Source organism: Bradyrhizobium sp. WYCCWR 13022, assembly GCF_030435535.1.
GTDB lineage: Bacteria > Pseudomonadota > Alphaproteobacteria > Rhizobiales > Xanthobacteraceae > Bradyrhizobium.
The window spans coordinates 51,041-74,314 of the sequence record NZ_JAUIZJ010000017.1 but is presented as its reverse complement, the minus strand read 5'-3'; the positions used below and the strand labels follow the sequence as shown (position 1 = coordinate 74,314).

Below are 23,274 nucleotides of genomic sequence, written 5' to 3'. Positions count from 1 at the left end.
CGTGCCGTGCGACACGTTGCGGCACCGGATGTACAATAAAGACCAAGTTCTTACTTAGTTGGGATCTCCTGTGTTACTCGATACCTGCGCGGAAGGCACTCGCACACCGCGGCGCGTTTTCGCCCGATTAATGTCACAACCCACTCGAGCGTCGCAGGCGGTACTCGCATCCGAGCTAGGCGTAGAGCATTGAAGACTGCATCAGCAGTTCCGTCGTGTCCCAATTCCGCGAACACAGCGCTGTGGGAGAGCACATCAAGGGAGTTGCCGACGGTCAGACGCGGATATCGCTCGCGAGTCAATCGCGTGGCCTTCCGCTCGTCGATCAGGGTGATTGCTCCTTTCTCCATGCCGTAAGCGATTGTCGCGGCTTCACCATCGTCGAGGGTCGCATCACCCCGACCGATCACTAAATCCTCGAAATGGGACTCGGTAAGATCATCAAGTTTTGCGACCGAGATCAGGCCCGCCCCAACAAGCTCAGCAACTAACCGTCCATCCTGACGGCCGCTACGGTGGTCTTCGAGCAGTTCTCCCTGCACGACGTCGGTAATAATGAACGGATTCGGAATAGCTTTCAGAATGCGCGGCCCGCAGGCCGTTGCATTCAGATTGATCACGGTACTCGCATCGACAACCACCGGTGCCGTGGGGTCAATCAGGCATGACAGCCCCATCGGCTTCGCTCCCTTCCAGTTCCAGGCCGTCGAACATGCGCCGCAGTTCGACACGGTCCAAGTGGAGCATGCGAGCGAGTTGGCCCTCGCTCAGCATTCCACGGCGCCAGGCTTCCCCCGCGAGGAGAGCAAGCCGAAGCGTCGTTGGCCTGTCCGCATCCGCCTTATGGATGTCGGGACTCGTCAGGTCGCCCAATACTTGGACGGCCTGCTGATCACTGATGCCTCCGTTCGCCAGAAACCAATCCCACGTGCCGGACTTCGCCAGCTTGAGCTCTTCTAGTCGTCTGACAATCGCTTCGCGAGAGACGCCAAAGAAATGGGCGAGAATGATGACATGCCGCCGAGTCAGTTTTTCCGATCCGACAGTGACTTCCTTGAATTTTTGCATGACCGCACGAGCGGGGGTCATGAATGCTCTGCCGAAGGTGTTGGCGTAACGCTCCTCGCGGGAGTTCTCGGTTACTCCCTCTTCCAACACCTCTGGTTCTCGCCGCGTAGAAACCAGGTGGCCAAGTTCGTGCGCCGCCGTTTGAGCGCGGCGATCACGAGGGTGATTGCCATTGAGAAGGATGCAGGCGCCGAGTGCCTCATCATATGCGAATATGCCGGAGATCCCGCCATCGATACGCCGAATGTAAACGCGTACACCGAGTTCAAGCTCCAGGAGCGTTACGACGTCGGAGATGGGACTCAATCCCAGTCCAAGCCGCTGCCGCAATTCAAGGGCATCCTGCTCCGCTTGTGCCCGAACATCACCGGGAAGGATCGGTCGTTCCGGTGGATAGTTGCGCAGGGGTTGAACGCCGAGAAGTTGCTCCAATTCTGCTTCGGCTCGGGCGAGGTCCTCCAACCGCTTAACAGCAAGTTCGATCGCACTGTCGTCCTGCTGGAACAGTTTCCGGAATTTCGGAACGAGTTCAGTGTGGATCGCCTCCTGACGCATCAACTCATTGATCGACATCTGATAAAGTTTCGCAAGCTTGCGCAACTCGTCGATTCGTACCCGCCGCTGCCCTTGCTCGATTGCAACCAAGGTGGTTCGCGAAAGGCCAACGGATTCCGCGGCGTCGGCTTGCTTGAGCTTCACGCGGTCGCGCGCTTCTCGGAGTCGCTCGCCGACCTCCGTTGGTGGTATAGTGTCAAGCAGACTGGTCATTGTCCGCCCACTGCGCAATGAAGGACTGCGGCCCCAAGAAGTTCATATAGCTATTCCATTCTTTTTTGTGTTGGGAGAGCAGCCGTTCCAGTCTTGGAGCGATGGCCGCTTCCGATTCCCCGAGAGAACGCGCCAGTTGAAACACCGCAAGGCTGAGCGGACGTTCAGCCGCGCGAGATTGCTTCAAGTGCGCCAGATGATCGAGATGCAGCGTGCCGGCGATAGCGTACTGCTTCTGAGTTCGCGTCCTTTTATTGTATCCCACGGCGACGCCTGCATCGAACGTCGGCGCAGAGAGGTTTTTCCAGACGTACATCTCTGCGGGTTCCGCGAGACCGGCCGCATGAACGCTCAGTCGGCGCAGCATGCAGGCCGCGCAAATGCCACATTGGCGTCGGTGATTATTGACTGACACATGGCGATTATCCTGCCAGCACGATCGCGTCCTCCACCACTCATCATTCCTGCTATTGCTCAATTCTATGTACGCTTTCAGCGTTTCACCTTTAGTGAACCATAGGCGGGGGAATACAAATTCGATGTCAGCGCCGAGAAGTGCTTTGAAAAATTCCGTCATCTGCTTCATGAAACGCGGATGGTTGCGATAGTCTTCGTACGTCTGACCGACCGGTACTAGCGTCGGACCGAGCGCGCCTTGCCCGCTCTCTGGAACAATGACCTTGCCCGCTTTGGCAAAGTAAGCGGCGGATCCGCTCAGTACTGCAAATTTAAAGCCGCGAGACCGGGCGCTTGATTCGACAAAGCGGGATTCGACGGGCTTCACTTGATATGGCAGCGCCATGAAAGGTTGCTTGCGGCCCGACGAATCTTTCGGCTGGTCCTTCGTTTTTGACCCGAGGCGGACGCGGATCAATCTGCTGCCGTATTCTTCCGCCATCAACGCACCGGCTGCACGCGAATCAAGTCCCTCGCTGAAGGGAATGACAGCTTCAACCTCCGTATCTAGATTGAATAGCTCCTGCACTGGTTCGGCAGTCGGCTTCCTACGCTTCGTGAACGTAATTTCCCATCGGTCGCCCGTCAGAAGTTCAAGTGCTTCATGCAGAGTGTTAGAAACGCTCTTGTGCTGCCAAATGTGTGGATCATGAACCGGTAGGCGCAGTTCAAAAGCGCGGCCCCATCGCAGGGCCGGTCGGCGCTGTATGCGATCACAGAATTCGACAGCTGCGGCCAAAAGCATCAGATCGAAGACGACTGGCTCCCACTTGGCGAAAAAATACGCTGCAAGATTATGTGCCTTAAAGATAAGGTTGGTTTCGATCTCGCAGGGAACCCGGCCTGCGCGGGCACGCCCGCCGGCTTCATGCACATCGACTTGGACCGCAGGCAGTTCATCGTTGCTCATGGTAGGCTCACGCCGTCTTCAAGCCCTTGCTTCTTGACGGATTGCGGTTGAGTAGCGGAGTCTAGGCCGGACAAACGACGCGCAAGGCGCGTAATCGGAGTGCTTGCGATAGCGTCCTCCATACGGCTTCTAATGCGGGTGGCGATGGCTTCGGGACTTTGCTTGCGCAGATAATGCTCTTCTACCTGCCGGGGACCTCGCGCCGCGCGGTCGCGCAACGCGCTTTCGACGCCGTCACACACCGCATCGTAGCCGCGCTTTCCATTCGCCAATGATTGCACGATGTAATCGACGATAAGGCGCCGCATCGGGGATCCGGCGGAAAGCTCTCGTCGCGCAGCTTCCAGTTCGATTGACTTATCTTGGCCGAACAAGTCGATCTGCCGGGCATCGCCTAAAATCAATTGGATGGCACGGACGACTTCGCTGCAGCCTTCGTCGCGCCACGTCTCTTCCAAGGCCGGGATGACCCGACTAGCGACCTCATCAGGCTCAAAGGCGACTTTATGCGCCCATTCCGCGAACTTCTTCCAGGCGGGCGTCATATTCAGGCTTTTGTACGGACCATCACTCATGGCGATTCTCCATGTCAAATAAATATAAAAAAAGTCAGACAATGTCAAATGTTCGCACGATATCTATTTAAAATTGAGTAGATATATCGCACTCTTTATGCGCGTTGGCGGATTCTGATTTTAATTAAGACAGACCCACGTCCCGGGCCTCGCTCGAGCCCGCCATCGAACTCAGGCGCGGGATTTAGCCAAGTTGGTCGCAATCCGCGCGGCGGGTCCTGCGCTGCTTGACGACCTCGCCGCCTGGCGAAGACCCATGACTAGTTCTTCTCGGCTCCGGATTGCCTCGTCCACCATGCCAGGGATTTCGGACGATTCCGCCAAGGGCGCCTGGAGGCGGCCGTCGCGGCATCCGGCTGTCCTGAGGCTCTGAGGTGCATCGAGATTCGCGAGCGAGCCGGCTTTCGTGCTCGGCTCCTGAGCGGGGAACTCGGAGGCATGCAGCGGTCGGCAAAATATCTTATCGGCCAGGTCGGCACCGAGCAGATCGACCTGAGGTCGCAAGTCCACACATTCTGATGAGTGGCAGGACCAGGTGCAACTAGTCAGGGTGCAGACCGGTTCGTGGTGTGGGCACTGGGGCGACGATCCTCGCGGCCGGCTACGCCGATCTAAGTTGTTGAAATTGGAGCTGTTTTTCGAAGCCAACTGGCAACCTAGATTCTGAGCAACACCACAGGCTCCCTGTAATCCATTGATCAAACTACGCTTTTTGCGGCGGCCGACAGTCTAAGGTCACCGCGTTGGATGACATTTGTGGACCGCGCAACAGCCGTGGTGACGGCCGGAATGCGGCTTTTCGTCGTGCTCCTCGAAGGATTGGATCCCGCCTTGCAGGCTGCCGGGTTACCGTCCTCCGCGTCCGACAATAACGAGGGTGTCGGCAAAGCGAGCAGGGCGATGGACCGCGCGGCACTACTTCAAAGAACCAAGGAACTGATCGGCAGGCTGCCTGATCGCCAGGTCAACGCCACGACCGAAAAGCGCTATCGCCGCACGCTCGCGAACATGCTGCGCGAGCCGGTCCTTGATCCTTTGTTGCCCGGCATCGCCAGGGGCACTTATTACTACCGTCGCGCTGCCATGTATTGGGCCAGCCGGTCGGTCTTGGTGCGCCTTTGCAGCGCCCTTGAGGCCGCTCGCGTTCGCAACGATGACAGCTCAGCCAGGTTGTGCGCTGCAGTCCTGGTTCGTTTGCTGAGCCGCATCGAGCCGGCTGTGGAGATCGATCCGCCGCTGGAGGAGGGCGCGGCGGCGTTGAAGTCATCGCCGTCGCGTTGGGAGGCCGCGAATGGCCCTCATCCTGTGCCCGGCGCAAACTCCAAGATCCACGTGCTGGGAGACCTGCCGCCGGCGTGGGATGATACGGTCTGGCAAAAGGCGCTTGAGACTTGGACCGATGCCTCGGACCAGGCGGATCTGGATGCCCTGGCGGTTCGACTGCTTGTCCCGGTTCGATCGGAAGATATGATGCCTGGCGAGCGTGGCTCCGGATGGTCGGAAGGCGTGCTGGTGAGACGCCGTTCGGCACACCGCATCGACATCACGATCGCACCCGCCAAGGCCCACAACGGCAAGTTCGGCACCGGCATCACGGTCGTGAAGATCAACCCAACGAAGGCGGGAGGGGCGGCTTCTTACCTGGCAGAGCGATGTGAAGGCGAGGTGCTGGTGGTCAGCCTCCACTCAAAGGACGGCAGCCGGAAAAAGCTGCTGCGACTAGGCAAAATCGCCTTGCCGGGCTGCCTCGTCAACATCACGCCATACGTGTGCCGCCACCAAATCATCGCAGACCTAAAGGCGACCCTAGGGGCCGGCGTAGCCGTTGCGGCCGCTTGCGGGCACTGCACCGACCGAACGCAGGCGAAATATGGCCGGGTCCAGCATGGCCGCCGGCGGCGCGGGCTGATCGGGGTCGCGAGCGAGAAGGTGCCGCAAGCCGGCAACGTCGCGCGTGCTGCGGAGGTCCGCAGGAAGATCGACGATGCAAAGAAGGCGACGGAGGCTGCCCTTCTGGCCACCGGCGACGCCGCGACGTCTGTATTGAGCTATCCCGCGCCTGTAATCCAAAATCTCCCGGCCGATACCCATGCCATTTCGCCTGGCGTCACCCGATCGATCCCGAAAAAACAGGATAAGACCCCATTGGCGAGAGCCGAGCACCCGTTGATGCGCCCGATCGGCGATGGCAATTCCAACGTTCGGCCTCTGACGTTGGTTGCTCCGTCAGAGCCAAAACAGATCCGCTCCAATTTAAAATCCGATTGGCACGAACTTGAATTCCCCGAGCCGTCGACGCCGACCCCAGCTGAAGAGATCGTGCGTCGAAGGCATGCTGCCGAGTTATGGGAAAACTATGTTGCCCGTAATTTCAATGGTCTTCGGTGGAATCCCGCTTGTGACGGCCAAGTAAATTGGACCTCGTCGCCTCCTCGAGAAGATGCTCCCCCATAACGCCTCTCGGGACCTTTTACGGCCCGCCGCGGCATTTGTGCTGGCAGAATTCGCTAACCAAGGAATGGCCGTTCGACCCGACATCGAGTATCCGGAAGCTTCAGACCATGGCTACGACCCGCACTGCCACGCGTGGGTCGCTCAACGAGGACTCGAAAGTGATGGTTTCGGCAAGAAGCGTGTGGAATGGGACAAATTATTCCTGCGCAATAAAGGAAGATATGCGCGGGCACTTATCGCCGGGCGTATAACGCTGGCCTGCGCAGTACTTGGAGTCGCCGCTTACGTGGATCCCCGCAGGAATGAGGAGAGGGGACTCCCTCAGCCTGAGCAGCGAAAATTCCTTCGAAATTCTGGCGTATGCGCGATCGTGGGGTTTACGTCCCGGGCATCAAAAAATTGAAAGATGCCCGCCGGGCAAATAAGGCGGCTGCGGTTCTGCTCCAGCTCACCGCCGGCCGTGATGCGCCTTTCCGGATCTCGCGGAGAGGCTTCCCATCTGATTACCGACCTTCCGAACGTCGCTTAGCATCCGATCCGAGTAGCGCTCGTAGGCGGTCAACTTGACAAATGAGATATCGGGATTCGGTTTTCTGTAGACGCGTTCCCGAAGGAAAGCGATCTCCGCCACGACGTCTTCTTCGCCAAGCTCGACGAACCAGCATTTCGGTCTATCGGGCGAGCCGGGATGCCATCTGTACCCTCGTTGCTTAAGAACTTCCCGTGCGGCGAACGGGGTGTCGCCGGCCAATATGCGTGCGGTCGTCCTCCGCGCCGACGCGAGCAGCGTCGCGAACGCCGCCGAGCCGCTCCTCGGCAGCTTCCGTCGGAGGATCTCGACGCCGGCGTAGCAGTCGTCCGCGGCCCTGTGCGAATCGAAGTAGAACCCGAAGCCGGCGGCGATCTGTCCTAGCTTCGCTCCTTCGAAGCCCTCGGCGGACCAGTCGATCTCCTGGAACGAGCAGGCCCAGGGCTTGTCTCTGAAGACGGGCCAAAGTCGCTCGCAAAAGGCTCGGTCGAAAGCGCAGTTGTGTGCGACGACAACGGCGCACTCGCGTGCGGCGGCCTCGACGGTGGCGGCGTCGATCGACATGCCCTTCACGGCGGCGTCGGTAATGCCCGTAAGGCGCGACACGGCCTCGGGGATGGGAAAACCGGGATCGCGCAAGCCGGAGTAGGCTTGGCCGACCCAGACGATCTCGCCGTCGGCGCCGTAGCCGAACGGCACCATGGCGAGCTCGATAACGGTATCCTTGCCTGCGTCGAGCCCGGTCGTCTCCACGTCGACGAACAGCCCCCGTCGAAAGAGGTCGGACGGCACCGGAGCGGGGGCGGGCTTCGCCAGCCGCCTCAGAACCCGAAACCGGCCCGAGGATTCCAGCAAGGCAGCGATCTCCTCTAGGTCGCGGTCGCCTATCTCGATCGGAAAATGCTGGCTCACGACCGGATCTTCGACCTTGCGAGGAGATCGACAACGGCGAGCCCGTCGATGCGGCGCGCTTGCAGCAAGATCTTCACGATCTCTTCGAGTACGGGACGATGCGCGGTCAGCTTGGCGAGACAGCTCTCGGCGGCCTTCTGAAGTTCTTCGTGCGCCGCCCGTCTGACTTCGGGATAGCTCATGAGCTCCTCGGTGTCGTCGAGCGAACCGAAGAACAGCAGTGGTGCTGGACCGGCCAGCCCAAGCGAGCCGACCATGGCGACGGCGGTGGTGGTCAGGAGGTGGATATCCGATCCCCTGCGACCGCCGGAGCCGTGCGAATGTTCGGACAGCAGCAAGCTCTCCGCGGTGCGTCCTGCGATCAGAGTTTCCAGCCGAAGACGATAGTCCGAGTAAGTGCCTGCGAAGGGCGGGGACTTGGTGCGCACCGTGGCGCCGCCGCGCTGGCCGACGGCCGCGATGTTCGCGAATACGCCTTGCGGCGCGCCGAAATTGAGCACGTCCATGAGGACGTGACCCGCTTCGTGGATCGCGACCCGCCGCTGCGTATCGAAGTCGCGGTCCTCCTCGGGCGAGACGACGGCGCGCAGGTCGGACAGCATCAGATCACGCGAGGCATGGCGCGCGACGCGCAGCGCATCCTTGACGATGCGTTCGACGTCGGCGCCGGTGCTGCCGAGCGACAGCATGCAGATCTCCTGCAGGTCGTCGTGGACCAGCCGCCCGCCGAGCCTAAAGCGAAACATCTTTTCCAGGTCGTTCAGGTCCGGCAGTCCGATCTTGATGATGCGGTTGAGACGGCCCGAGCGGAGGATCGCGGGATCACATCTGCTGAGATCGTTTGAAGCTCCAAGCAGTATCAGGCCCTCGCGGCTCGAAGTCGCGCCTTCGCGGCCGCTTGAGATTCCGTCTAGCTCGGAAATAAGCCCGTTCACGCAAGCGGTAACGTAGTCGGCATGAGAATGACGCAATTTGGATCTGTCGGCGAAAGAATCGCATTCGTCGATAAAGACCAGAATCGGCCGGGGTTTTGCCCGTGCGGATGCGAAAAAACTGGTCATCTCGCGTAAGAAGTGGCCAAGGTGGCCTTCGCCTGCGCCCTGAAATTGGCTGTGCGAACAAGACGCCAGCTCGAGCTTGATGCCCTGCTCGGCGGCCGAACGTTGCATGGCCATGGGAAGCGTCGTCTTGCCCACGCCGGGCGGTCCCTCCAGGCACGCGCCGGCGTCGATCTCCGACCAGGGCATACCGGCTTTCCACATTTTCAGATCCGTGATTACCGATTTTGCCCAGCTCACCGCCGCGCTCATGCCGTGCAGGTCGTCGAGCGAGATGGCCCGAACAGACGCCGGCGCCCGCTTCAGGTCGACGAGGCGCTTGAGCTGGGAAAGGCATTCCTCCGGCGACCGGTCGAACCGGATGCCGATCGAGAGATCCATGGCAGTGAGCAAATGTGCGGCATCCTCCTCCAACATTTCGCGACAAGGTTTGCCGGTGACGACGCGGATCGCCAGCGCGACGATGCGAGCATCGATAGGTGGCAACACGAGCCTGATCGGGTCCGACTTCAGCAGCACGGCCGGCAGGTGTGTTTCCGCATCGGGCGAGATCGCGACGAATGGAAGCCCCAAGCAGAGAGCGGAAAGTGCCTCCTTCTCGGATTCGCTCGTGTCCTTGCTCTTGCGGGGCTGCGTCATGGTCAGGCAGACCATGTCGAAATCGTCCCGCCGGCCCAAGTTGCCCGTATCCATCACCCGCACGCCCTCCGGAAAGAGGACGTCCTGCCAGTGGCCGATCACGGCCGGCAGCAGGTCGCGCTCGGCGACGTCGATGGTGACCACCGGCGCCGCAAGCTTCAGCCGACCGAGCACGTCTTTGCGACCGTCGAACAGACGGGCGAGGAGCAGACGCGCGGCGACCTTGGCGGCGATCACCGGGTAGGCAGGGCCGGGCTTGGGTCTCTCCGGCAACGTTTCCACCTCGTCGTCGTCCAGCATCTCGACGAACCTTCGGCTGCCGAGTTGCGAAAACGTTTCGGACGGCGCCTCGGGCGACTTTTTCCGGGCCTTGCCGGTCTTCTTCGGAGCCGTCCCGCGCCGTTTCATCGCCTTCACGAAAGCGGCGCGCAGCCTGAATTGCGCAGCGTCCCGCCAGTCGTCCCGATAGACCTCGAGCTCCAGCGGACCCATGCCCGCGACGTCCTTGCACGGCATCGTGTCGTCGTCGGAGACAGCTACGCTGTCCGGCGTCACGGCGATCTTTGGCATGGTAAGAGACGTCGTCAGGTCATCACCTTGAGGTTCGGCTGAGGTTGAAGTCGGAGTTGTGGCCGACGACTCGCGGCCGGCGCCGTCCAAGACACCGACGACACGAACAGTGAGGTGCTGGTCGCAAGCCTTGCTGTTGCTCAGGTGCCATGCCCTCCGCAGGTTGGCGCGGACCGCTTGAGGCACGAGAGCATGTTCGCCACCAGCCACGAGGTGGCGAGCTGCTTGCGAAGCCGGGCAGGGAGCGGCATCTGCCGGAGCTTGACGGAGAGCACGAGCGCCGCGGCGGGGTCGTCGAAGGCGCAGGCCAGCAATACCGTCATGGCGAAGTCGACCTTGATGCCGATGGTGTCGGGCGCCTTGCAGTCGATCACCATAGCGATGGCGGCCGCGGTGTCGCCCGCGATCGCACGGCGCCACTCCGGGATCGTGGTTGTCGTTCCGCGCACGAAGGCCGTCACCTCCGCCTTGAAGGCGTCGTCGAACTCCTCGGCGGGGACCCTTCGCCAGTAACTCAGCACGCGGGGCCAGCCGGAGTCGTGGCGCCGTGCGGGATCGTTTTGCTCGTCGTCGTAGTTCTTCAGGTCAGCCTCCATCGATCGCGCAGCCGACTGCGCGTTCGTTGCAATTGATGATGTTCGCGGATCTTTCTCCTGAAGATCCACGGCGGGCCATGCCATGCCTCGCCGGGCCACGCCCCGGCACGGGGAGCTATTTGACCGTTTCCTCGACCTGGAAGCGGCCGAACTCGGGGGTGTAGTCGCCGAGGCCGTACAGGCCGGCCACGCGGTAAAACCCGACGATGTCTTCGCGATCGAGCAGCGAGGTCAGGAACGTGCCGCGAATGACAGCGCTCCAGCCGTCGAACATGGGTCGGGTCCTGACGGTGAGCGCACCGGTCCTGCGGATCCGGACGGTCGTGCGGTACCGGAAGCGCTCATCCTTCCACAACTCCGGCGCGGTCTTGGGACCGTCGTACTGCAGGAGGGCCGGGCCGTCCGCGCGGAAGCCGGCCTTGGTGGTGTTGCCCATCTTCGTCGGCTTGGCGCCGTCCACGCAGACGCTTTTGACCATGTTCGCCGGGAGGCACGGCGTGCCGTTGTGCAGATACAGCGAACCGTGGAATTCCAGCTCCGCCACGCGCAGATGGTCGGCCTCGGTCCTCTCGCTCTTGCCGGTCACGGCGTCGATCTGCTTGGCGATGGGATCGAGAGGATCGCCCAGGCGCGAATTGCGCATCAACATGGGGCCGATGCCGACGAGGCGGAGGGCAATGTGTTCGATGCTCATTAGTCGATCTCCAGGGGCGAGCGGTAGTCGAAGAGGGCGGGAGGAGGCGGCGCCGCCGGCGTCGGCGTCGGCGGCTTGAAGGGCGACCGCGCGTACTTGCGGAAGCGCTCCATGCCGGTCACGCCGAGGTGGCAGGGATGGCAGAGGGTCGTCAGGTCCTCGGCGAGTTCGCAGCGGAAGTTTCGGTAAGTGCGGTGGTGCACCTCCAGCCTTGCCTCCCGGCGCGAGGCGAAGCAGAGCCGGCACCGGTGTCCGGACGCCTCGAGCTCGGCCAGGCGGGCCGGGCTGGTTTGCCAGGCTGCGCTGCTGATATAGCGTCCGTACGCCGATGCGCGATCGGCGGCGGATTCGGCAGGAGCCTCGGAGCAGATGGTGGAGAAGGGCGTGTCGTCGGCGGAAATGACCTGCGCAGGGGGGATCAACTGCGGCTGGCCATCGGCGTCGGGAAAGGTCATCAGGGTCCTCGTTCGTTGCGTTGACAGGACCGTAACACCGTTGGCGCACAAGTGCACCAGAAATGCACCCGAGTGCACCAGAAATGCACCATAATGGTTAACGGAAGGCAAATTGCGTCTGCGCGCGTCTGGCTGGAGATCTCTCAGGCTGAACTTGCGCTTGCATCCAAGGTGGCGAAGCGAACGATCGCGCACATTGAGAATGGCGGTCGCATTCCCCACGACCGTACTCTCAAAGCGCTCGTCGATTGTCTGCAGGAGATGGGCGTCGAGTTTCTGATGGACGAGCACAACGCCGAGCGGGGCGTCGGCATCCGCGTAAAGGAGGCCAAGCTGCACCCTTTGATCAAGGAAAGCCGCGATGAGGCGTAAGCACGCTGCCGCCCACGAACTCCTTGTATCCGTCGCCTGGCGGCGAAGTGTCGTCGAAAATTCAGCTTGTGGCGACGTACTGCCACAAATGTTAGCCGTCGAAGCAGCTTCGGGTCAAAGCGCGATAGCTCAGGTCTAGCAAATCTGATGCGCTCTACCGTACCTCCGGCAGACCTGACCCAACTTCGGCAATTCGACCGCGGCGTGCAAGGGACCGTCGATCCGACGTACGAAGTCAGCTTACTTGACCGCTCCTCCGGTGATACCGGCGATAAAGCGATCGAGAAAGAGATTGTAAGCGATAGCCACCGGCACCGAGGCGATCAGGGCACCCGCCATGATCTCACCCCAGAAGAACACATCGCCGCGGATCAAGTCGGTCGAGACGCCCAACGTGATCGGCTTTTGGTCGGATGACGAGACGAAGGTCAGCGCGTAGACAAACTCCTGAAGGGTCAGGGTGAACGTAAAGATCACCACCGTCAAAATTGCCGGCACCGACAGCGGAATCGCCATCTTGATGAACGCGCCGAACAGGCTGCAGCCGTCGACGATCGCGGCCTCCTCGATCTCGACCGGCAACGCCTTGAAGAATCCCATCAGCAGCCACGAGCAGAACGGGATCGTGAACGTCGGGTAGACCAGCACCAGCGCCCACATCGAGTTCTGCAGACCGAGCACGGCGATGATCCGGGACAACGGCAGGAACAACAGGGTCGGCGGCACCAGGTAGGTCAGGAAGATCATGATGCCGAGCGCTTCGCCCTTTCGGCTGGTCATGCGGGCCAAGCTGTAACCGGCCGGAACCGCGGTGACCAGCGTGATCGCCGTGACGCAGACGCCGATGATTAGCGAGTTCAGCAGCCAGCGCGCGAACAGAGTCTCCTCGAACAGGTACTTGATGTGCTCGAGCGTCGGCGGCTCATTGAACCAGAACGGGGTGTTGGCGATGTCGTAGAGGTCGCTGTTCTGCTTGAACGCCGTGATCACCATCCAATAGAACGGAAACGCGGCCAGGATGACGAAGAAGGCGACGCCGAGGAAGAAGCCGGTTTCGCGGAGCGAGCGGGCAACGGGGGACGACATCTCAGATCTCCCGGCGACGAATGAAGCGCAGCATGAAAATCACCACCACCAGCAGCACCGGCAGCATGAACAACGAGATGGCCGCGCCGTGCGAGACATCGCCGGAGACGATGCCGGTCTGAAAGCCAGCGAAGCCCAGCACCGATGTCGCGCCGCCAGGACCACCCATCGTCAGCAAGAAGACGATGGAGAGATCAGTGAACGTGAACACGATGCCGAAGATCAGGCCGATGGCCATGATCGGCAGGATCATGGGCAGGATGATCTGGTAGTTGCGGCGCCAAAAACCTGCACCGTCGACCGTGGCCGCGTCGATCACGTCCTGCGGAACGGCAGTGATGCCGGCGAGGAAGATCACGATGGCAAATGGAAAGAAGCGCCAGGCGTTGATGATGACAATGCACAACATTGCAAGGTAGGGGTCGCCAAGCCAGTTCGGCGCATCTTCGCGAGTGAGAAAGCCCGCCGCGATCAGGCTCCAGTTGATCACGCTGTAGAGCGAATCGAACATCCACTGCCAGGCGATCGTGGCGAGTGCGACCGGCACCGCAAAGGGCAGAATAATCAGCGCCCGCACGATCTTGCGACCCCGAAAGGGTCGCAATAGCAGGAACGCGCCGAACTTTCCGAGCACGAGCCCGAGCAGTTGCGACCCGAACGTGAAGATGAAGGTATTGCGCAAGGTTTCGATGAACGTCGGATTTTGCAGGATCTGTTCGAAATTGGCCAGGCCAACGAACCTCCAGGTCGGGTCGTAGATCGTGTATGCGCTGACCGAGTAATAGATCGCAAGCAGCAGCGGAAGACCGACTAGCAGCAAGACGTACAGGATCGCCGGCGCGACCAAAATCGCTTCCAGCACTTCGCGACGGTCGAGCACGAAGTGAAAGCGTGAAACCGGCTTCGCAATGGGCTCGGCAATGACTGCCATCAGCTGTCCCCGGTTCAGTGGCGAGTGCTGCGATTGCCGCCGGCGTCGAAATGACGCAAGGCGCTGTTCTTCACCGCGAACGGATGCCACTCCCCGGGATGAATGCTTGCTTCGGCGACGTGGGCTGGCGGCAACTTCGCCGTGATTGGTTGGCTCGAATTGAAATCAGCGATCACACCGTAAACGATGCGCTCGGACCCGAGATATTCGGAGCGGTCGACGCGAAACGAGAATTCGGTCGCGCCGCCATCTTCAATCATGTTCCTGGGCAGGAAATTCTCCGGCCTGAAACCCAAATAGCCGCCGCCGTTGTGCGTCACGACGTTCATCGGCGGCGCGCCGACAAAGGTCGCGACGAAAAGGTCGGCTGGATCTTCGTAGATTTCGGTTGGCGTGCCCACCTGCCTGATACGTCCATGGTCGATGACCGCAATGCGGTCGCCCATGCCCATCGCTTCGACCTGGTCGTGGGTCACGTAGACGGTCGTAAGCCCAACGCTCTGCTGGAAGTTCTTGATTTCCTGCCGAGCCAGGGTGCGCAATTTGGCATCGAGATTGGACAGCGGCTCATCGAGCAGAAGCGCAGTCGGCTCGCGAACGAGCGCGCGCGCAAGCGCAACGCGCTGGCGCTCGCCGCCGGAGAGCTGACGCGGCCGCCGGTCGAGAAGATGGCCGATGCCAAGCAGCCGCGAGGCCCAATCGACCTTCTTCTGGATTTCCTCGCGGGGCACTCGCTGCGTCCGCAACGGAAACGCAATGTTGTTGCGGACGGTGTAGTGCGGATAGAGACCATAGCTCTGAAACATCATCGCAACGCCGCGAGCGCGCGGCGGGATGTCGTTGACGACGTGGCCGCCGATTAGGAGATCGCCGCTCGTCTGTTGCTCGAGGCCGCAGATGATGCGCAGAAACGTCGTTTTGCCGCAGCCCGAAGGGCCGAGCAGCACCATGAACTCGCCATCCGGCACCGTGAGCGAGATGCCGTTGACGGCAGGCACCTCGCCGAATTTCTTGACGATATCCCTAGTCAATACCGCAGCCATCGGACCTCCTGAGATCAATGCACTGCGCCCCGCCGTCGATCATGCGGCGGAGCGCCGTTCTTTGTGACAGGTAGCAACCTTTGCGGTGTCCGGCCCGCGCGAGCGCCGTCCGGACACCGCCTCAGGTTTTGCCGTGCCACTTGGTGAAGATCGCCTCGGACTGCTGGTGCGCCCATTTGACGGCGTCCTCGGCCGACATCTGACCGGTCGCGGCCTTCGACATCATGTCGCAGATGACGAAGTCGTTGTAGACCTCGTCGACGGCAGGCCATGACGGACCGGGATATCCTGGGGAAGCCGACCACTGTCCGGAATCCTGCAGCACGGCAAGCTTGTCATTCGGCGTCGAGGTCGGATCATTCGACAGAATCGGCATCGGCTTCGGCACGAGGTTGGCGAAGCAGGGATTGTTGTACCCCTCGCTCGCCTTGAACGCTTCCGGCCAGTGATCGGCGTAGTATTTGAGGAACTCGATTGCACCTTCCTTGTTCTTGGCGAACTTCCAGATGCCGTAGAACTCGGACGCGCCGCCCATGATCTGGCGTACCGGCCCCTTCGGCGGGGCCATCACGAAGGTGTCGTCGGCGCCCTTCTTGTTGGCCTTCTGGAAGGTACGGTAGGCCGAAATCGGGTTGACGATCAGCGAGCCGACGCCCGACACGAGATATCGGTTGTTGCTGGAGTCGTCCCACGACAGCACTTCCGGCGTCATCGCCTCCTTGTATAGCGCCGAGACATATTTGACGGCTTCGACCGTCTCCTCGCTGTTGAGCACGACGCTCTTGCCATCGGCGTCCTGAAGCGCGCCGCCATAGCTCCACAGCAGGCCGCGCCAGGTCGTATTCGGGTCGTTGCTGTGCCCGAGCGAAATGCCGACTGGATGACCCTTGGCTTTCAGCTTGGCGCCGCCCGTACGCACGTTGTCCCACGTGTCCGGCTTCACTCCGATCTCGTCCCACATGCTCTTGCGATACATGATGGGGAAGTTGATGTAGAAATCGGGGAACGCAGACCAGGTCTTGTCGTCCTGGTTGTAGCCGATCTGCCGCCCGATCGTGCTGACCTTGCCGTACTTTTTCTCCGTCGCCTCGACGAGGCTCGTCACGTCGACGAGGAACTTGCGATAGAGGTGCGCGCCGCCCGCGCCGTTCCAGCCGAACAGATCGTGGCCCGATTGTGCGGAGGCCTCGGCGGCGGCGCGCGCGGCGACGTTGCCGACCGGGATGTGATCGACGGTGACCTCGACGTGATTTTTCTCTCCCCAGTCCTTTGCGAACGCATCGAACCATTTGTCGTACTCGGGGACGAAATGGCTCCACTGCACGATGGAAAGGGATTTGGTGTCGGCAAGCGCGCGGGAGACGAACGGCGCATATACCGACGGCACCGATGCGGCGGCAAGGGTAAGACCGGTGTGTTGCAGGAAACGGCGTCGTGTGACGCGCAAATACTTGCCCGTGCTCATCTGGACTCCTCCTGTGTGTGCGTCGCCAGTTGGAGAAGGCTTATCCAGAGAGGGATGAGTCTAACTCTACCTGGGATCTTTGCTTTTGGTTCACTATAGTCCTAAGGCGCCAAGGGTCTTTTCGACATTCGGTGGATTAGTACGTTGCCGTACAAGCTTTTCTTGTCGCAGGCGGTAGTCGCCGACTTTGACGAACCGGCGAACTGGCGCGATCTCATAGCCTGAGTTGTTGCCGGCACGCTGTGTTACCCTCGTCGCAGCGGTGGCGAGTGCACTGAGTAACGTTGGTCTTCCATTCCCGCCAGCTCGGACCGGACGTTTGAAGGGCGACGCAACGGCTGCGACAACATGCGAAGTCCGTTCCGTTCTTGGTGACTGCATAGCAACACTTCCCAAGGCTGCCTCTGCTCGTCAGGAGTCAGCGGCCGGTGCTCGGCAACGAGTAGGCGATCAAGGAATCGCCGATCGGCGTCTCCATGAAATGATGACCGACGGCCATGATGACGAGATATTCGCGGCCGCCGGCCTCGTAGGTGATCGGCGTGGCCTGGCCCCCGGCAGGTAGCACGTCCTTCCAGACAGTTTTTCCGGTTTTGATATCGATTGCCCTGATGAGATTGTCGGTCGTCGCTGCGACGAAGATCAGCCCGCCGGCAGTCACGATGGCGCCTCCATTATTAGGCGTTCCAATCGTGATCGGCAGCATCGACGGGATCCCGAAAGGTCCATTCGTCCGCGCCTCTCCCAACGGGCGATCCCACAACGTCTTTCCGGTCTTCAAGTCGATGGCGCGAATTCCGCCATAAGGTGGCTGCTTGCACAGCAATCCCGTGCCGGGCAGTCGCCAGCCCGCATTGACGTTGATGGCGTAGGGGGAGCCGAGCTGCGGATCGCCGGCGCCTTCCTGGCCGCCGATTTCGCCGCGCGCTTGGTCGCGCGGTGCCCAGCCTTTGCGATTGGCTTCGTCGCGCGGCACCAAGCGGTTGTAGTTCGGCATGTCGTTGTAGTTCGCGACGATGATCTGGCGAACGGGATCGACGGCGATGCCGCCCCAATCGGAGCCGCCATTGTAGCCGGGATATTCGATCCAGTGCGGGGTGGCGGTGGGCGGGGTGAAGATGCCCTTGTAGCTTGCTCGACGAAACTGGATGCGGCAGATCATCTGATCGATCGGCGACATGCCCCACATGTCCTGCTCGGTGAGATCGGCCTTCCGCAGCGTATGGTACAGCGAGAATGGCTGGGTCTTGGCGCGCTGCGCGGGCTCGACACCGCCTTGCGGCACGGGTCTCTCCTCGACGCCGACCAGCGGCTCGCCAGTGCGCCGGTCGAGCACGAAAATGTCGCCGCGCTTGCTCGGCAGCACGAGCGCGGGTACTGGCGCGCCGTTGTCGGTCGGGAAGTCGACCATCGTGGCCTGCGAGCCAAGATCGTAGTCCCAGACGTCATTGTGCACGGTCTGGAAGTGCCAGGCCGGCTTGCCGGTTGTGACATCGAGCGCGACCAGGGACGTCGCGAATTCCTTCTCGCGATCCGAGCGGCTGCTGCTCCAATAGTCGACCGCGGAAACACCCAGCGGCAGATAGACGAGGCCCAGCTGCTCGTCTCCGGAGGCGGTCGTCCACATGTTGGGCGTGCCCCTGGTATAGGTCTTTCCCACCGAGGGCGGCGCGCCCACGTCCGGCTTGACCATATCCCAGGCCCAGCGCAAGGCGCCGGTCTGTGCGTCGTATCCCTGAATCACACCGGAGGGCGCGTCTCGCTTCTGGCCGTCGAGCACCTCGTGCCCGACGACGATGACGCCGCGAACGATCGTCGGCGCCGAGGTGATCGCGAACATGCCGGGATCGTGGCGGCCAACGCCCGTCGCGGTGTCGATCTGTCCGTCATAGCCAAAGGTCTCGCAGCGCTTTCCGGTTTTCGCATCGATCGCGATGAGGCGCGCATCGAGCGTGCCTTCGATAATGCGCTGGTCGCAGGCGGCGCCCTGAACGGCATTCGGGAGCTCGTAATAGGCGAGACCCCGGCAAGCCGCTGTGTACGGAATGAACTCATCCGGGACACGCGGGTCAAATCGCCAGATCTGCTTGCCGCTCTTGGCGTCGACGGCAAGGACGAGGTTCTTGGGGGTGCAGACGTAGAGGGTATCGCCCACCTTGAGCGGCGTGTTCTCCGCGCCGTAGGTGCCTTTCGTGTTCTTTGTCGGCAGGTCGCCGGTATGGAAGGTCCAGACCTTGGTGAGCTTGGCGACGTTGGTCGCATTGATCTGGTCGAGCGGCGAATAGCGGCGCGCGCTATAGCTGCCGCCATAGGCAGGCCAATCGGCGCCAGCCTTCAGAGGCGAAGGATCGGCCATCGCGTTTGTCGGCGAGGGCATCACAGACGGTGCGGCGCTTGCCGGCCTGAAAGCGCCCGTCATCAACAAAGTGGTAGCCACCAACAGAAGCAATCCGACCACGATGGTCGCCGCAGGTTCGTATTGGTGACGGATCGGGTGGAGCTTCGGGGTGAGCGCCAGAACGAAGATCAGCAACACGCCCGGACCGACCGTCCGCGGGACCAGCGCCCACCCATTGGCGCCAACTTCCCAGAACGCCCATGCGAGGGTGAGCAGGAAGAGGAGAAGGTAAAGCCATGCGCCTTCGACGCGCCGGCGGGCCAACAGAACACCCGAGACGATCAGCATGAGTCCGCTGGGCAGATAATAGAACGAACCCCCCAACCACAGCAGCCACGCGCCGCCGGCCCCGAGTACGAGGCCGATGAGGATCATGACGCCTCCGAGAATGAATGCTGCCCAGTCTGCTGCGCGATACGTCTGAGCCATGCCGGTACCCATGCTTTTGCTGAAGATCTAAGGCGAGCCCAATACCTTGGTTCCTCAACAAGTGAGTACGTTTGCGAACTAACGAGGACACTTGGAGCGTTGCTAGGTACCTTGGAACCTGCGCAGCGACGGGAGGTTCTCCGTCATTCATTCAAGCTTGGCGGTTCTCAACGGACGTGATCAGAAGCGATACCAGTGCTGAACCACTGAACGCGGGTAGCCGTGGCCCTCTGCGCAGGTTAATCACCATCGCAATGGCCGTTTGGGTTAGGCTAGGTGATCACAACATTTCGATCCTGTCGGCCGCCGTTGCCTTCTATTCCTTTCTCTCGATCTTCCCCGCCATAGCCGCGCTTGTGTCACTCTATGGGCTCGTCGCCGACACCAACGACATCGTGCGGCAGCTCAACTCGCTCCAAGTGATCCTGCCGGGAGAAGCGACGGCACTCATTTCAGAGCGATTGAAGGCTCTAGAGCAGGGCACGCGTCCGCCCTTCGGCATCGGGCTGATGGTGAGTGTGGGTATTTCGATCTGGAGTGCGCGCTACGCGACCGGCACGCTCATGACAGCTCTGAACGTAACTTATGCGGTCCCGGAGGAGAGGGGGATCGTCCTCTTCAATGCTGTTGCTCTGTCGCTGACGGTAGCGTTGATCGTCCTGGCCGGTGGAGCCGTGATCCTGATCGCGGTGATGCCCCTCCTACTGAGCTACGTGCCAATACCGACCGGCTGGCAGGCTGCCGCGATGTGGATACGGTGGCCGCTGCTCGTGGGCATGATCATCGCCATCGTCGCTCTGCTCTACCGTTACGCACCCAATCGAACTGAACCAAGATGGGACCTTGCTTCGGCCGGCGGGCTTTTGGCTACGACTGGATTGATTGCCGGTTCATACGCTTTCTCGGCGTATGTGAGCACGTTCGCCGCCTATCAGAAGACCTACGGTTCGCTCGGCGCAGTCGCCGTGTTGATGACATGGCTCTGGGTCGCGGCCTATTCCATCCTGGCGGGCGCCGAGCTCAACGCCGAGATCGGAAGGGGGCTGTCTCGGCTATAGCTTTTGGCGGATCATCGTCGCCCGGCAAAGGCAAGAGCTGTTCGGTGAATCGCCCCATCGGACCTGCCCGGACCATCTGAGTAAACAGCTGATGTCGGCGTTCGACATCCTGCCTATCGCTGGGAGTGCCAATCATGCGACGAGCGTCCGCAAGGACGAGCTCAGCGTGGTGGGCTAGTGCCGAAAGCCTGTTGGGATCGCGCTCGCAGCTTGCGACCTCAGTCATCACCTCGATCATTCGGATCGATACTGCCGGTTGCGCGCCGGCGCTTTGCCGGATCATGTGAAACATGGTGCCGAGCAATTGACCATATTGCACATGCGGCACTACCAGGACTGGCTGACTTCCCCTGATTGACACTCCCGTCGGGAAATACAGGGGTACAAGATCGCACAGAGCAGCTCCCAGCCGGTCGAGGACCGCTAGGGCGGTGTGGGGGTCGTTGATGCCGGGAGAAAGTGCCCTTACTGCGACCTCAACGAGCTGGCGAACGGCAAAGCGCAGATCGGAAGAAATGCTATTCGTTGCGCCCAGCGCTGTCGCATTCCGGATAGCCGCTTCGGCGCCATCTACGGGAGGATTAACCAGAGCAACGACCGCCCCCGGGAAAACATAGTCGCCCGGGCCGATCAATAGCCGAATGGTGACTCTATGTTTGCCGGCCCAAGTGGCCAGCCCCTCTTCGTCGAGATGTTGCAGATAGCCGCGCCGCGAGTCCTTCAGGGGCAGGGAGCCGATCCAATATTCGTCCGGCGGCGGTTTCGGGTGGGGCTCCCGGTCAGTTAGCTGGCGTACAGCGTTACGGAGGTCTTCACTGACGAGTTCGACGACAGTTTCCACGTTGATCCGACCGGCGACGTGACCGACGAAGTAGACGAGCATCGCCACACAAGCGAACGCGAGCAGAATCCCAATGCTCAGTGAAAGATGAGGGACGAAACCGCCCTCTGGCTCCGTTCGAATGCTTCTCAGCACCACAAGGGCGTAGGAGAACGTGCCGAGCAGCATCCCCAGCGTGAGTTGATTGCCGCGGTCGCGGATGAAGTTGCGCAGGAGCCGCGGCCCCATCTGGCCGGCAGCAAGAGACAACGCGGCTATGGTGATCGAGAACACGGTGCCTGCGACGCCGATCGTCGCGCCAGCGACGGTGCCGAGCAGGGTACGAGCGCCGGTCGCGCCTCCATCGTACAGCCAACCCTGCAGATCTGAGCGCGAGACGGCATTGCTTTGGTCAAGATGAACGAGAGTGAAGGCGCCGATCAGGCTGGAAAGAACCATGAGCATGGGCACCAGCCAGAACGCCTCGCCCAAATCAGCCAATATTTTTTCAGCGCGGGCGAGCATAATCTGAGCCGAATGACCGGATCGAAGCTGGAATGCAACAGGCGGGAGGCAGGAGCGGTTCCGCAGAACCACTCCTGCCTCGGAAAATTAGCCGTTGCTGGGATACTTGAATTCAGGCGCCGACTTCAACTGGTCGGCCGTGGTGTCCATGGTCGCGGTCCACTTGTTGGCCGCGTGATCGAACTTCAGATTGATTGCCGAAGGCCGCACTGCAACGTAGTGGTCGCCGATGCCCAGGAACCCTCCCACCGAGAGAATGTAGCCGTCGATGCCGTTCTCGTTTAGGGCCACGTCCTTGATCGTGCCAATGTCTTGCTTGGAGTCGTTGTACACCTGTAGGCCCATCAGTTGCGAGCTCAGACCGTCCTTCGGCGGCACCGACGTGAAGGCTCCGCCGGGACGATCCGAAGTAACGTTGGCGCTGTTGCTGGGTGAATTGTTCGAAGAACTCTTCTGTGCATTGGCGCCGACCGTTTTCACCTCGGCGAAAGTATTCGGACCAACGAACATCGTCACCGGATTTCCTGACCGATCTTTAGCTTCCACAAGGAACGACTGCGGCCGTAGCTTGACGTCGGTGAAACCAGCCTGTTGCAGATCGTTGACCATCTGCTGCCGAACGCCCGCCTGACGAGTGTCGGACTGGGCCGCGTCAGCCTTGCCGACCGCCTTGTTTGTCATGCTGCTTTCAGCGCGTTGGTCGGCCGACTGGTTCCGGTCCGAGGTCTGCGCGGCACTATGGTCCACACGGCCGGTTTGCGGAGCGCTTTGCGCCATTGCAAGCGATGACGCGCCAACAAGAGCAGCCGCCGCCAAGAATGAAGTGGCTTTCATGTGTAAATCTCCTTTGCTTGAGTTTGAAAAGGCGTTCTCAAAGGCTGGCGCCGGCAGAACCCGTTTAGTTCACGGACATGGATGCCGCATGCCGTCGTAGCCCATGTAAGTCCCGGAGCTTGGATCGTACGACTTGTATCGCTGGGAGCAGTAGGCGTCGTTCTCGGCAGCTTGCGCCCGGCTGTTGGCGACTGCGCTTCCAATCGCCGCACCGGCTACGAAGCCACCTAACGCGGGACCCCAGCCGCGGCTATAGCGGTGCCGGTATCCGTCATGCCAGTGATGACGATGCCAACCATGGTCACGGCCGTGCCTCCATTGAACGTCCACCAGGCCCGCCTGTTTCTGGGCCATCCCGCTCGGAGCCAACATCGGTGCGGCTTGCGCAGCCGTTCCGAACGGAATCGCGAGTGCCATTACTGCCCCCGCAACGTGCCATCTGCTTGTCTTCATAAGCTCATCTCCTCGCTATTGCATTGCTTAAAGGAAATGCACGAGCAGCGGTGCCGTTGCAGAAACAGTTGGTACAGATCTGTACCTCCTCGCCGGGGCGCCTGTTTCGTAAGGAAGGCGCATCCCCCCGACTAAAGCGCTGCTGCCCCCCGTGCGGCAGCGGACCAATTTACGTG

General features: G+C 61.1%; 20 protein-coding genes. 3 read left to right on the top strand and 17 right to left on the bottom strand.

Going from position 1 to position 23,274, the window contains the following annotated elements:
* Positions 1-50: 50 nt before the first annotated feature.
* The 4 genes from QY049_RS24490 to QY049_RS24475 are packed head-to-tail and all read right to left on the bottom strand — an operon-like array spanning position 51 to position 3,777.
* A complete protein-coding gene (locus QY049_RS24490) occupies positions 51-677 on the bottom strand; it encodes a hypothetical protein (protein WP_301270039.1) in 627 nt (208 codons plus the stop codon).
* Entirely contained in the window at positions 655-1,836 is a 1,182-nt protein-coding gene (locus QY049_RS24485; protein WP_301270038.1) for an XRE family transcriptional regulator, read from the bottom strand. The genes QY049_RS24490 and QY049_RS24485 overlap by 23 nt, the downstream gene beginning before the upstream one ends.
* Entirely contained in the window at positions 1,820-3,202 is a 1,383-nt protein-coding gene (locus QY049_RS24480; protein ID WP_301270037.1) for a 7-cyano-7-deazaguanine synthase, read from the bottom strand. The genes QY049_RS24485 and QY049_RS24480 overlap by 17 nt, the downstream gene beginning before the upstream one ends.
* Positions 3,199-3,777 carry a hypothetical protein gene (locus QY049_RS24475; RefSeq protein WP_301270036.1) on the bottom strand — a complete coding sequence of 193 codons (579 nt, stop codon included), beginning with the start codon at positions 3,775-3,777 and terminating at the stop codon, positions 3,199-3,201. Before QY049_RS24475 ends, QY049_RS24480 begins: the two co-directional genes overlap by 4 nt.
* 747 nt (positions 3,778-4,524) lie before the next feature.
* Between QY049_RS24475 and QY049_RS24470 the strand changes: the two genes are divergently transcribed.
* Positions 4,525-6,231, top strand: a complete 1,707-nt coding sequence (locus QY049_RS24470; protein WP_301270035.1) for a hypothetical protein — start codon at positions 4,525-4,527, stop codon at positions 6,229-6,231.
* 448 nt (positions 6,232-6,679) lie between these two features.
* On the opposite strand, the gene QY049_RS24465 is transcribed toward QY049_RS24470, so the two are convergent.
* From QY049_RS24465 to QY049_RS24445, 5 genes are all read right to left on the bottom strand, one after another.
* A complete protein-coding gene (locus QY049_RS24465) occupies positions 6,680-7,672 on the bottom strand; it encodes a 3'-5' exonuclease (protein WP_301270034.1) in 993 nt (330 codons plus the stop codon).
* Positions 7,669-10,125, bottom strand: a complete 2,457-nt coding sequence (locus QY049_RS24460) for an AAA family ATPase (protein WP_301270033.1) — start codon at positions 10,123-10,125, stop codon at positions 7,669-7,671. Before QY049_RS24460 ends, QY049_RS24465 begins: the two co-directional genes overlap by 4 nt.
* The gene (locus QY049_RS24455; RefSeq protein ID WP_301270032.1) at positions 10,080-10,535 is read right to left on the bottom strand and encodes a hypothetical protein; all 456 of its coding nucleotides are present in this window, start codon (positions 10,533-10,535) and stop codon (positions 10,080-10,082) included. Before QY049_RS24455 ends, QY049_RS24460 begins: the two co-directional genes overlap by 46 nt.
* Positions 10,536-10,650: 115 nt before the next feature.
* A complete protein-coding gene (locus QY049_RS24450) occupies positions 10,651-11,229 on the bottom strand; it encodes a hypothetical protein (RefSeq protein ID WP_301270031.1) in 579 nt (192 codons plus the stop codon).
* Entirely contained in the window at positions 11,229-11,684 is a 456-nt protein-coding gene (locus QY049_RS24445; protein WP_301270030.1) for a hypothetical protein, read from the bottom strand. The genes QY049_RS24450 and QY049_RS24445 overlap by 1 nt, the downstream gene beginning before the upstream one ends.
* 72 nt (positions 11,685-11,756) lie before the next feature.
* Here QY049_RS24445 and QY049_RS24440 point away from each other — a divergent pair, with 72 nt between their 5' ends.
* The gene (locus QY049_RS24440) at positions 11,757-12,056 is read left to right on the top strand and encodes a helix-turn-helix transcriptional regulator (RefSeq protein WP_301270029.1); all 300 of its coding nucleotides are present in this window, start codon (positions 11,757-11,759) and stop codon (positions 12,054-12,056) included.
* A 240-nt stretch (positions 12,057-12,296) separates the two neighbouring features.
* Here the strand turns inward: QY049_RS24440 and QY049_RS24435 are convergent, their stop codons facing one another.
* The 5 genes from QY049_RS24435 to QY049_RS24415 form a co-directional block, all read right to left on the bottom strand.
* Positions 12,297-13,142 (bottom strand): carbohydrate ABC transporter permease, encoded by an 846-nt coding sequence (locus QY049_RS24435; RefSeq protein WP_301270028.1) that lies wholly within the window; start codon positions 13,140-13,142, stop codon positions 12,297-12,299.
* Position 13,143: 1 nt separating this feature from the next.
* A complete protein-coding gene (locus QY049_RS24430; protein WP_301270027.1) occupies positions 13,144-14,073 on the bottom strand; it encodes a carbohydrate ABC transporter permease in 930 nt (309 codons plus the stop codon).
* A gap of 14 nt (positions 14,074-14,087) precedes the next feature.
* The gene (locus tag QY049_RS24425) at positions 14,088-15,116 is read right to left on the bottom strand and encodes an ABC transporter ATP-binding protein (RefSeq protein WP_301270026.1); all 1,029 of its coding nucleotides are present in this window, start codon (positions 15,114-15,116) and stop codon (positions 14,088-14,090) included.
* A 121-nt stretch (positions 15,117-15,237) separates the two neighbouring features.
* Positions 15,238-16,581, bottom strand: a complete 1,344-nt coding sequence (locus QY049_RS24420; RefSeq protein WP_301270025.1) for an ABC transporter substrate-binding protein — start codon at positions 16,579-16,581, stop codon at positions 15,238-15,240.
* Between the two features lie 418 nt (positions 16,582-16,999).
* Complete coding sequence (locus tag QY049_RS24415; RefSeq protein ID WP_301270024.1) at positions 17,000-19,408, bottom strand: membrane-bound PQQ-dependent dehydrogenase, glucose/quinate/shikimate family; 2,409 nt, start codon at positions 19,406-19,408, stop codon at positions 17,000-17,002.
* 254 nt (positions 19,409-19,662) lie between these two features.
* On the opposite strand from QY049_RS24415, the gene QY049_RS24410 reads away from it, so the two are divergent.
* A complete protein-coding gene (locus tag QY049_RS24410; protein ID WP_301270023.1) occupies positions 19,663-20,466 on the top strand; it encodes a YihY/virulence factor BrkB family protein in 804 nt (267 codons plus the stop codon).
* Here the strand turns inward: QY049_RS24410 and QY049_RS24405 are convergent.
* The 3 genes from QY049_RS24405 to QY049_RS24395 all read right to left on the bottom strand — a co-directional run bounded on the left by QY049_RS24405 (position 20,429) and on the right by QY049_RS24395 (position 22,999).
* Positions 20,429-21,811: a DUF2254 domain-containing protein gene (locus QY049_RS24405; RefSeq protein WP_301270022.1), complete on the bottom strand. Its 1,383-nt coding sequence runs from the start codon at positions 21,809-21,811 to the stop codon at positions 20,429-20,431. The genes QY049_RS24410 and QY049_RS24405 overlap by 38 nt on opposite strands.
* Before the next feature lie 87 nt (positions 21,812-21,898).
* The gene (locus tag QY049_RS24400) at positions 21,899-22,645 is read right to left on the bottom strand and encodes a PRC-barrel domain-containing protein (RefSeq protein WP_301270021.1); all 747 of its coding nucleotides are present in this window, start codon (positions 22,643-22,645) and stop codon (positions 21,899-21,901) included.
* Positions 22,646-22,714: 69 nt separating this feature from the next.
* Positions 22,715-22,999 carry a BA14K family protein gene (locus QY049_RS24395; RefSeq protein WP_367401200.1) on the bottom strand — a complete coding sequence of 95 codons (285 nt, stop codon included), beginning with the start codon at positions 22,997-22,999 and terminating at the stop codon, positions 22,715-22,717.
* Positions 23,000-23,274 lie beyond the last annotated feature (275 nt).

Coding starts and splice junctions, on each gene's coding strand:
- QY049_RS24490 (WP_301270039.1), bottom strand. CDS start 677: ATGGGGCTGTCATGCCTGATTGACCCCACGGCACCGGTGGTTGTCGAT.
- QY049_RS24485 (WP_301270038.1), bottom strand. CDS start 1,836: ATGACCAGTCTGCTTGACACTATACCACCAACGGAGGTCGGCGAGCGA.
- QY049_RS24480 (WP_301270037.1), bottom strand. CDS start 3,202: ATGAGCAACGATGAACTGCCTGCGGTCCAAGTCGATGTGCATGAAGCC.
- QY049_RS24475 (WP_301270036.1), bottom strand. CDS start 3,777: ATGAGTGATGGTCCGTACAAAAGCCTGAATATGACGCCCGCCTGGAAG.
- QY049_RS24470 (WP_301270035.1), top strand. CDS start 4,525: ATGACATTTGTGGACCGCGCAACAGCCGTGGTGACGGCCGGAATGCGG.
- QY049_RS24455 (WP_301270032.1), bottom strand. CDS start 10,535: ATGGAGGCTGACCTGAAGAACTACGACGACGAGCAAAACGATCCCGCA.
- QY049_RS24450 (WP_301270031.1), bottom strand. CDS start 11,229: ATGAGCATCGAACACATTGCCCTCCGCCTCGTCGGCATCGGCCCCATG.
- QY049_RS24445 (WP_301270030.1), bottom strand. CDS start 11,684: ATGACCTTTCCCGACGCCGATGGCCAGCCGCAGTTGATCCCCCCTGCG.
- QY049_RS24435 (WP_301270028.1), bottom strand. CDS start 13,142: ATGTCGTCCCCCGTTGCCCGCTCGCTCCGCGAAACCGGCTTCTTCCTC.
- QY049_RS24430 (WP_301270027.1), bottom strand. CDS start 14,073: ATGGCAGTCATTGCCGAGCCCATTGCGAAGCCGGTTTCACGCTTTCAC.
- QY049_RS24425 (WP_301270026.1), bottom strand. CDS start 15,116: ATGGCTGCGGTATTGACTAGGGATATCGTCAAGAAATTCGGCGAGGTG.
- QY049_RS24420 (WP_301270025.1), bottom strand. CDS start 16,581: ATGAGCACGGGCAAGTATTTGCGCGTCACACGACGCCGTTTCCTGCAA.
- QY049_RS24415 (WP_301270024.1), bottom strand. CDS start 19,408: ATGGCTCAGACGTATCGCGCAGCAGACTGGGCAGCATTCATTCTCGGA.
- QY049_RS24410 (WP_301270023.1), top strand. CDS start 19,663: ATGGCCGTTTGGGTTAGGCTAGGTGATCACAACATTTCGATCCTGTCG.
- QY049_RS24405 (WP_301270022.1), bottom strand. CDS start 21,811: ATGCTCGCCCGCGCTGAAAAAATATTGGCTGATTTGGGCGAGGCGTTC.
- QY049_RS24400 (WP_301270021.1), bottom strand. CDS start 22,645: ATGAAAGCCACTTCATTCTTGGCGGCGGCTGCTCTTGTTGGCGCGTCA.
- QY049_RS24395 (WP_367401200.1), bottom strand. CDS start 22,999: ATGGCCCAGAAACAGGCGGGCCTGGTGGACGTTCAATGGAGGCACGGC.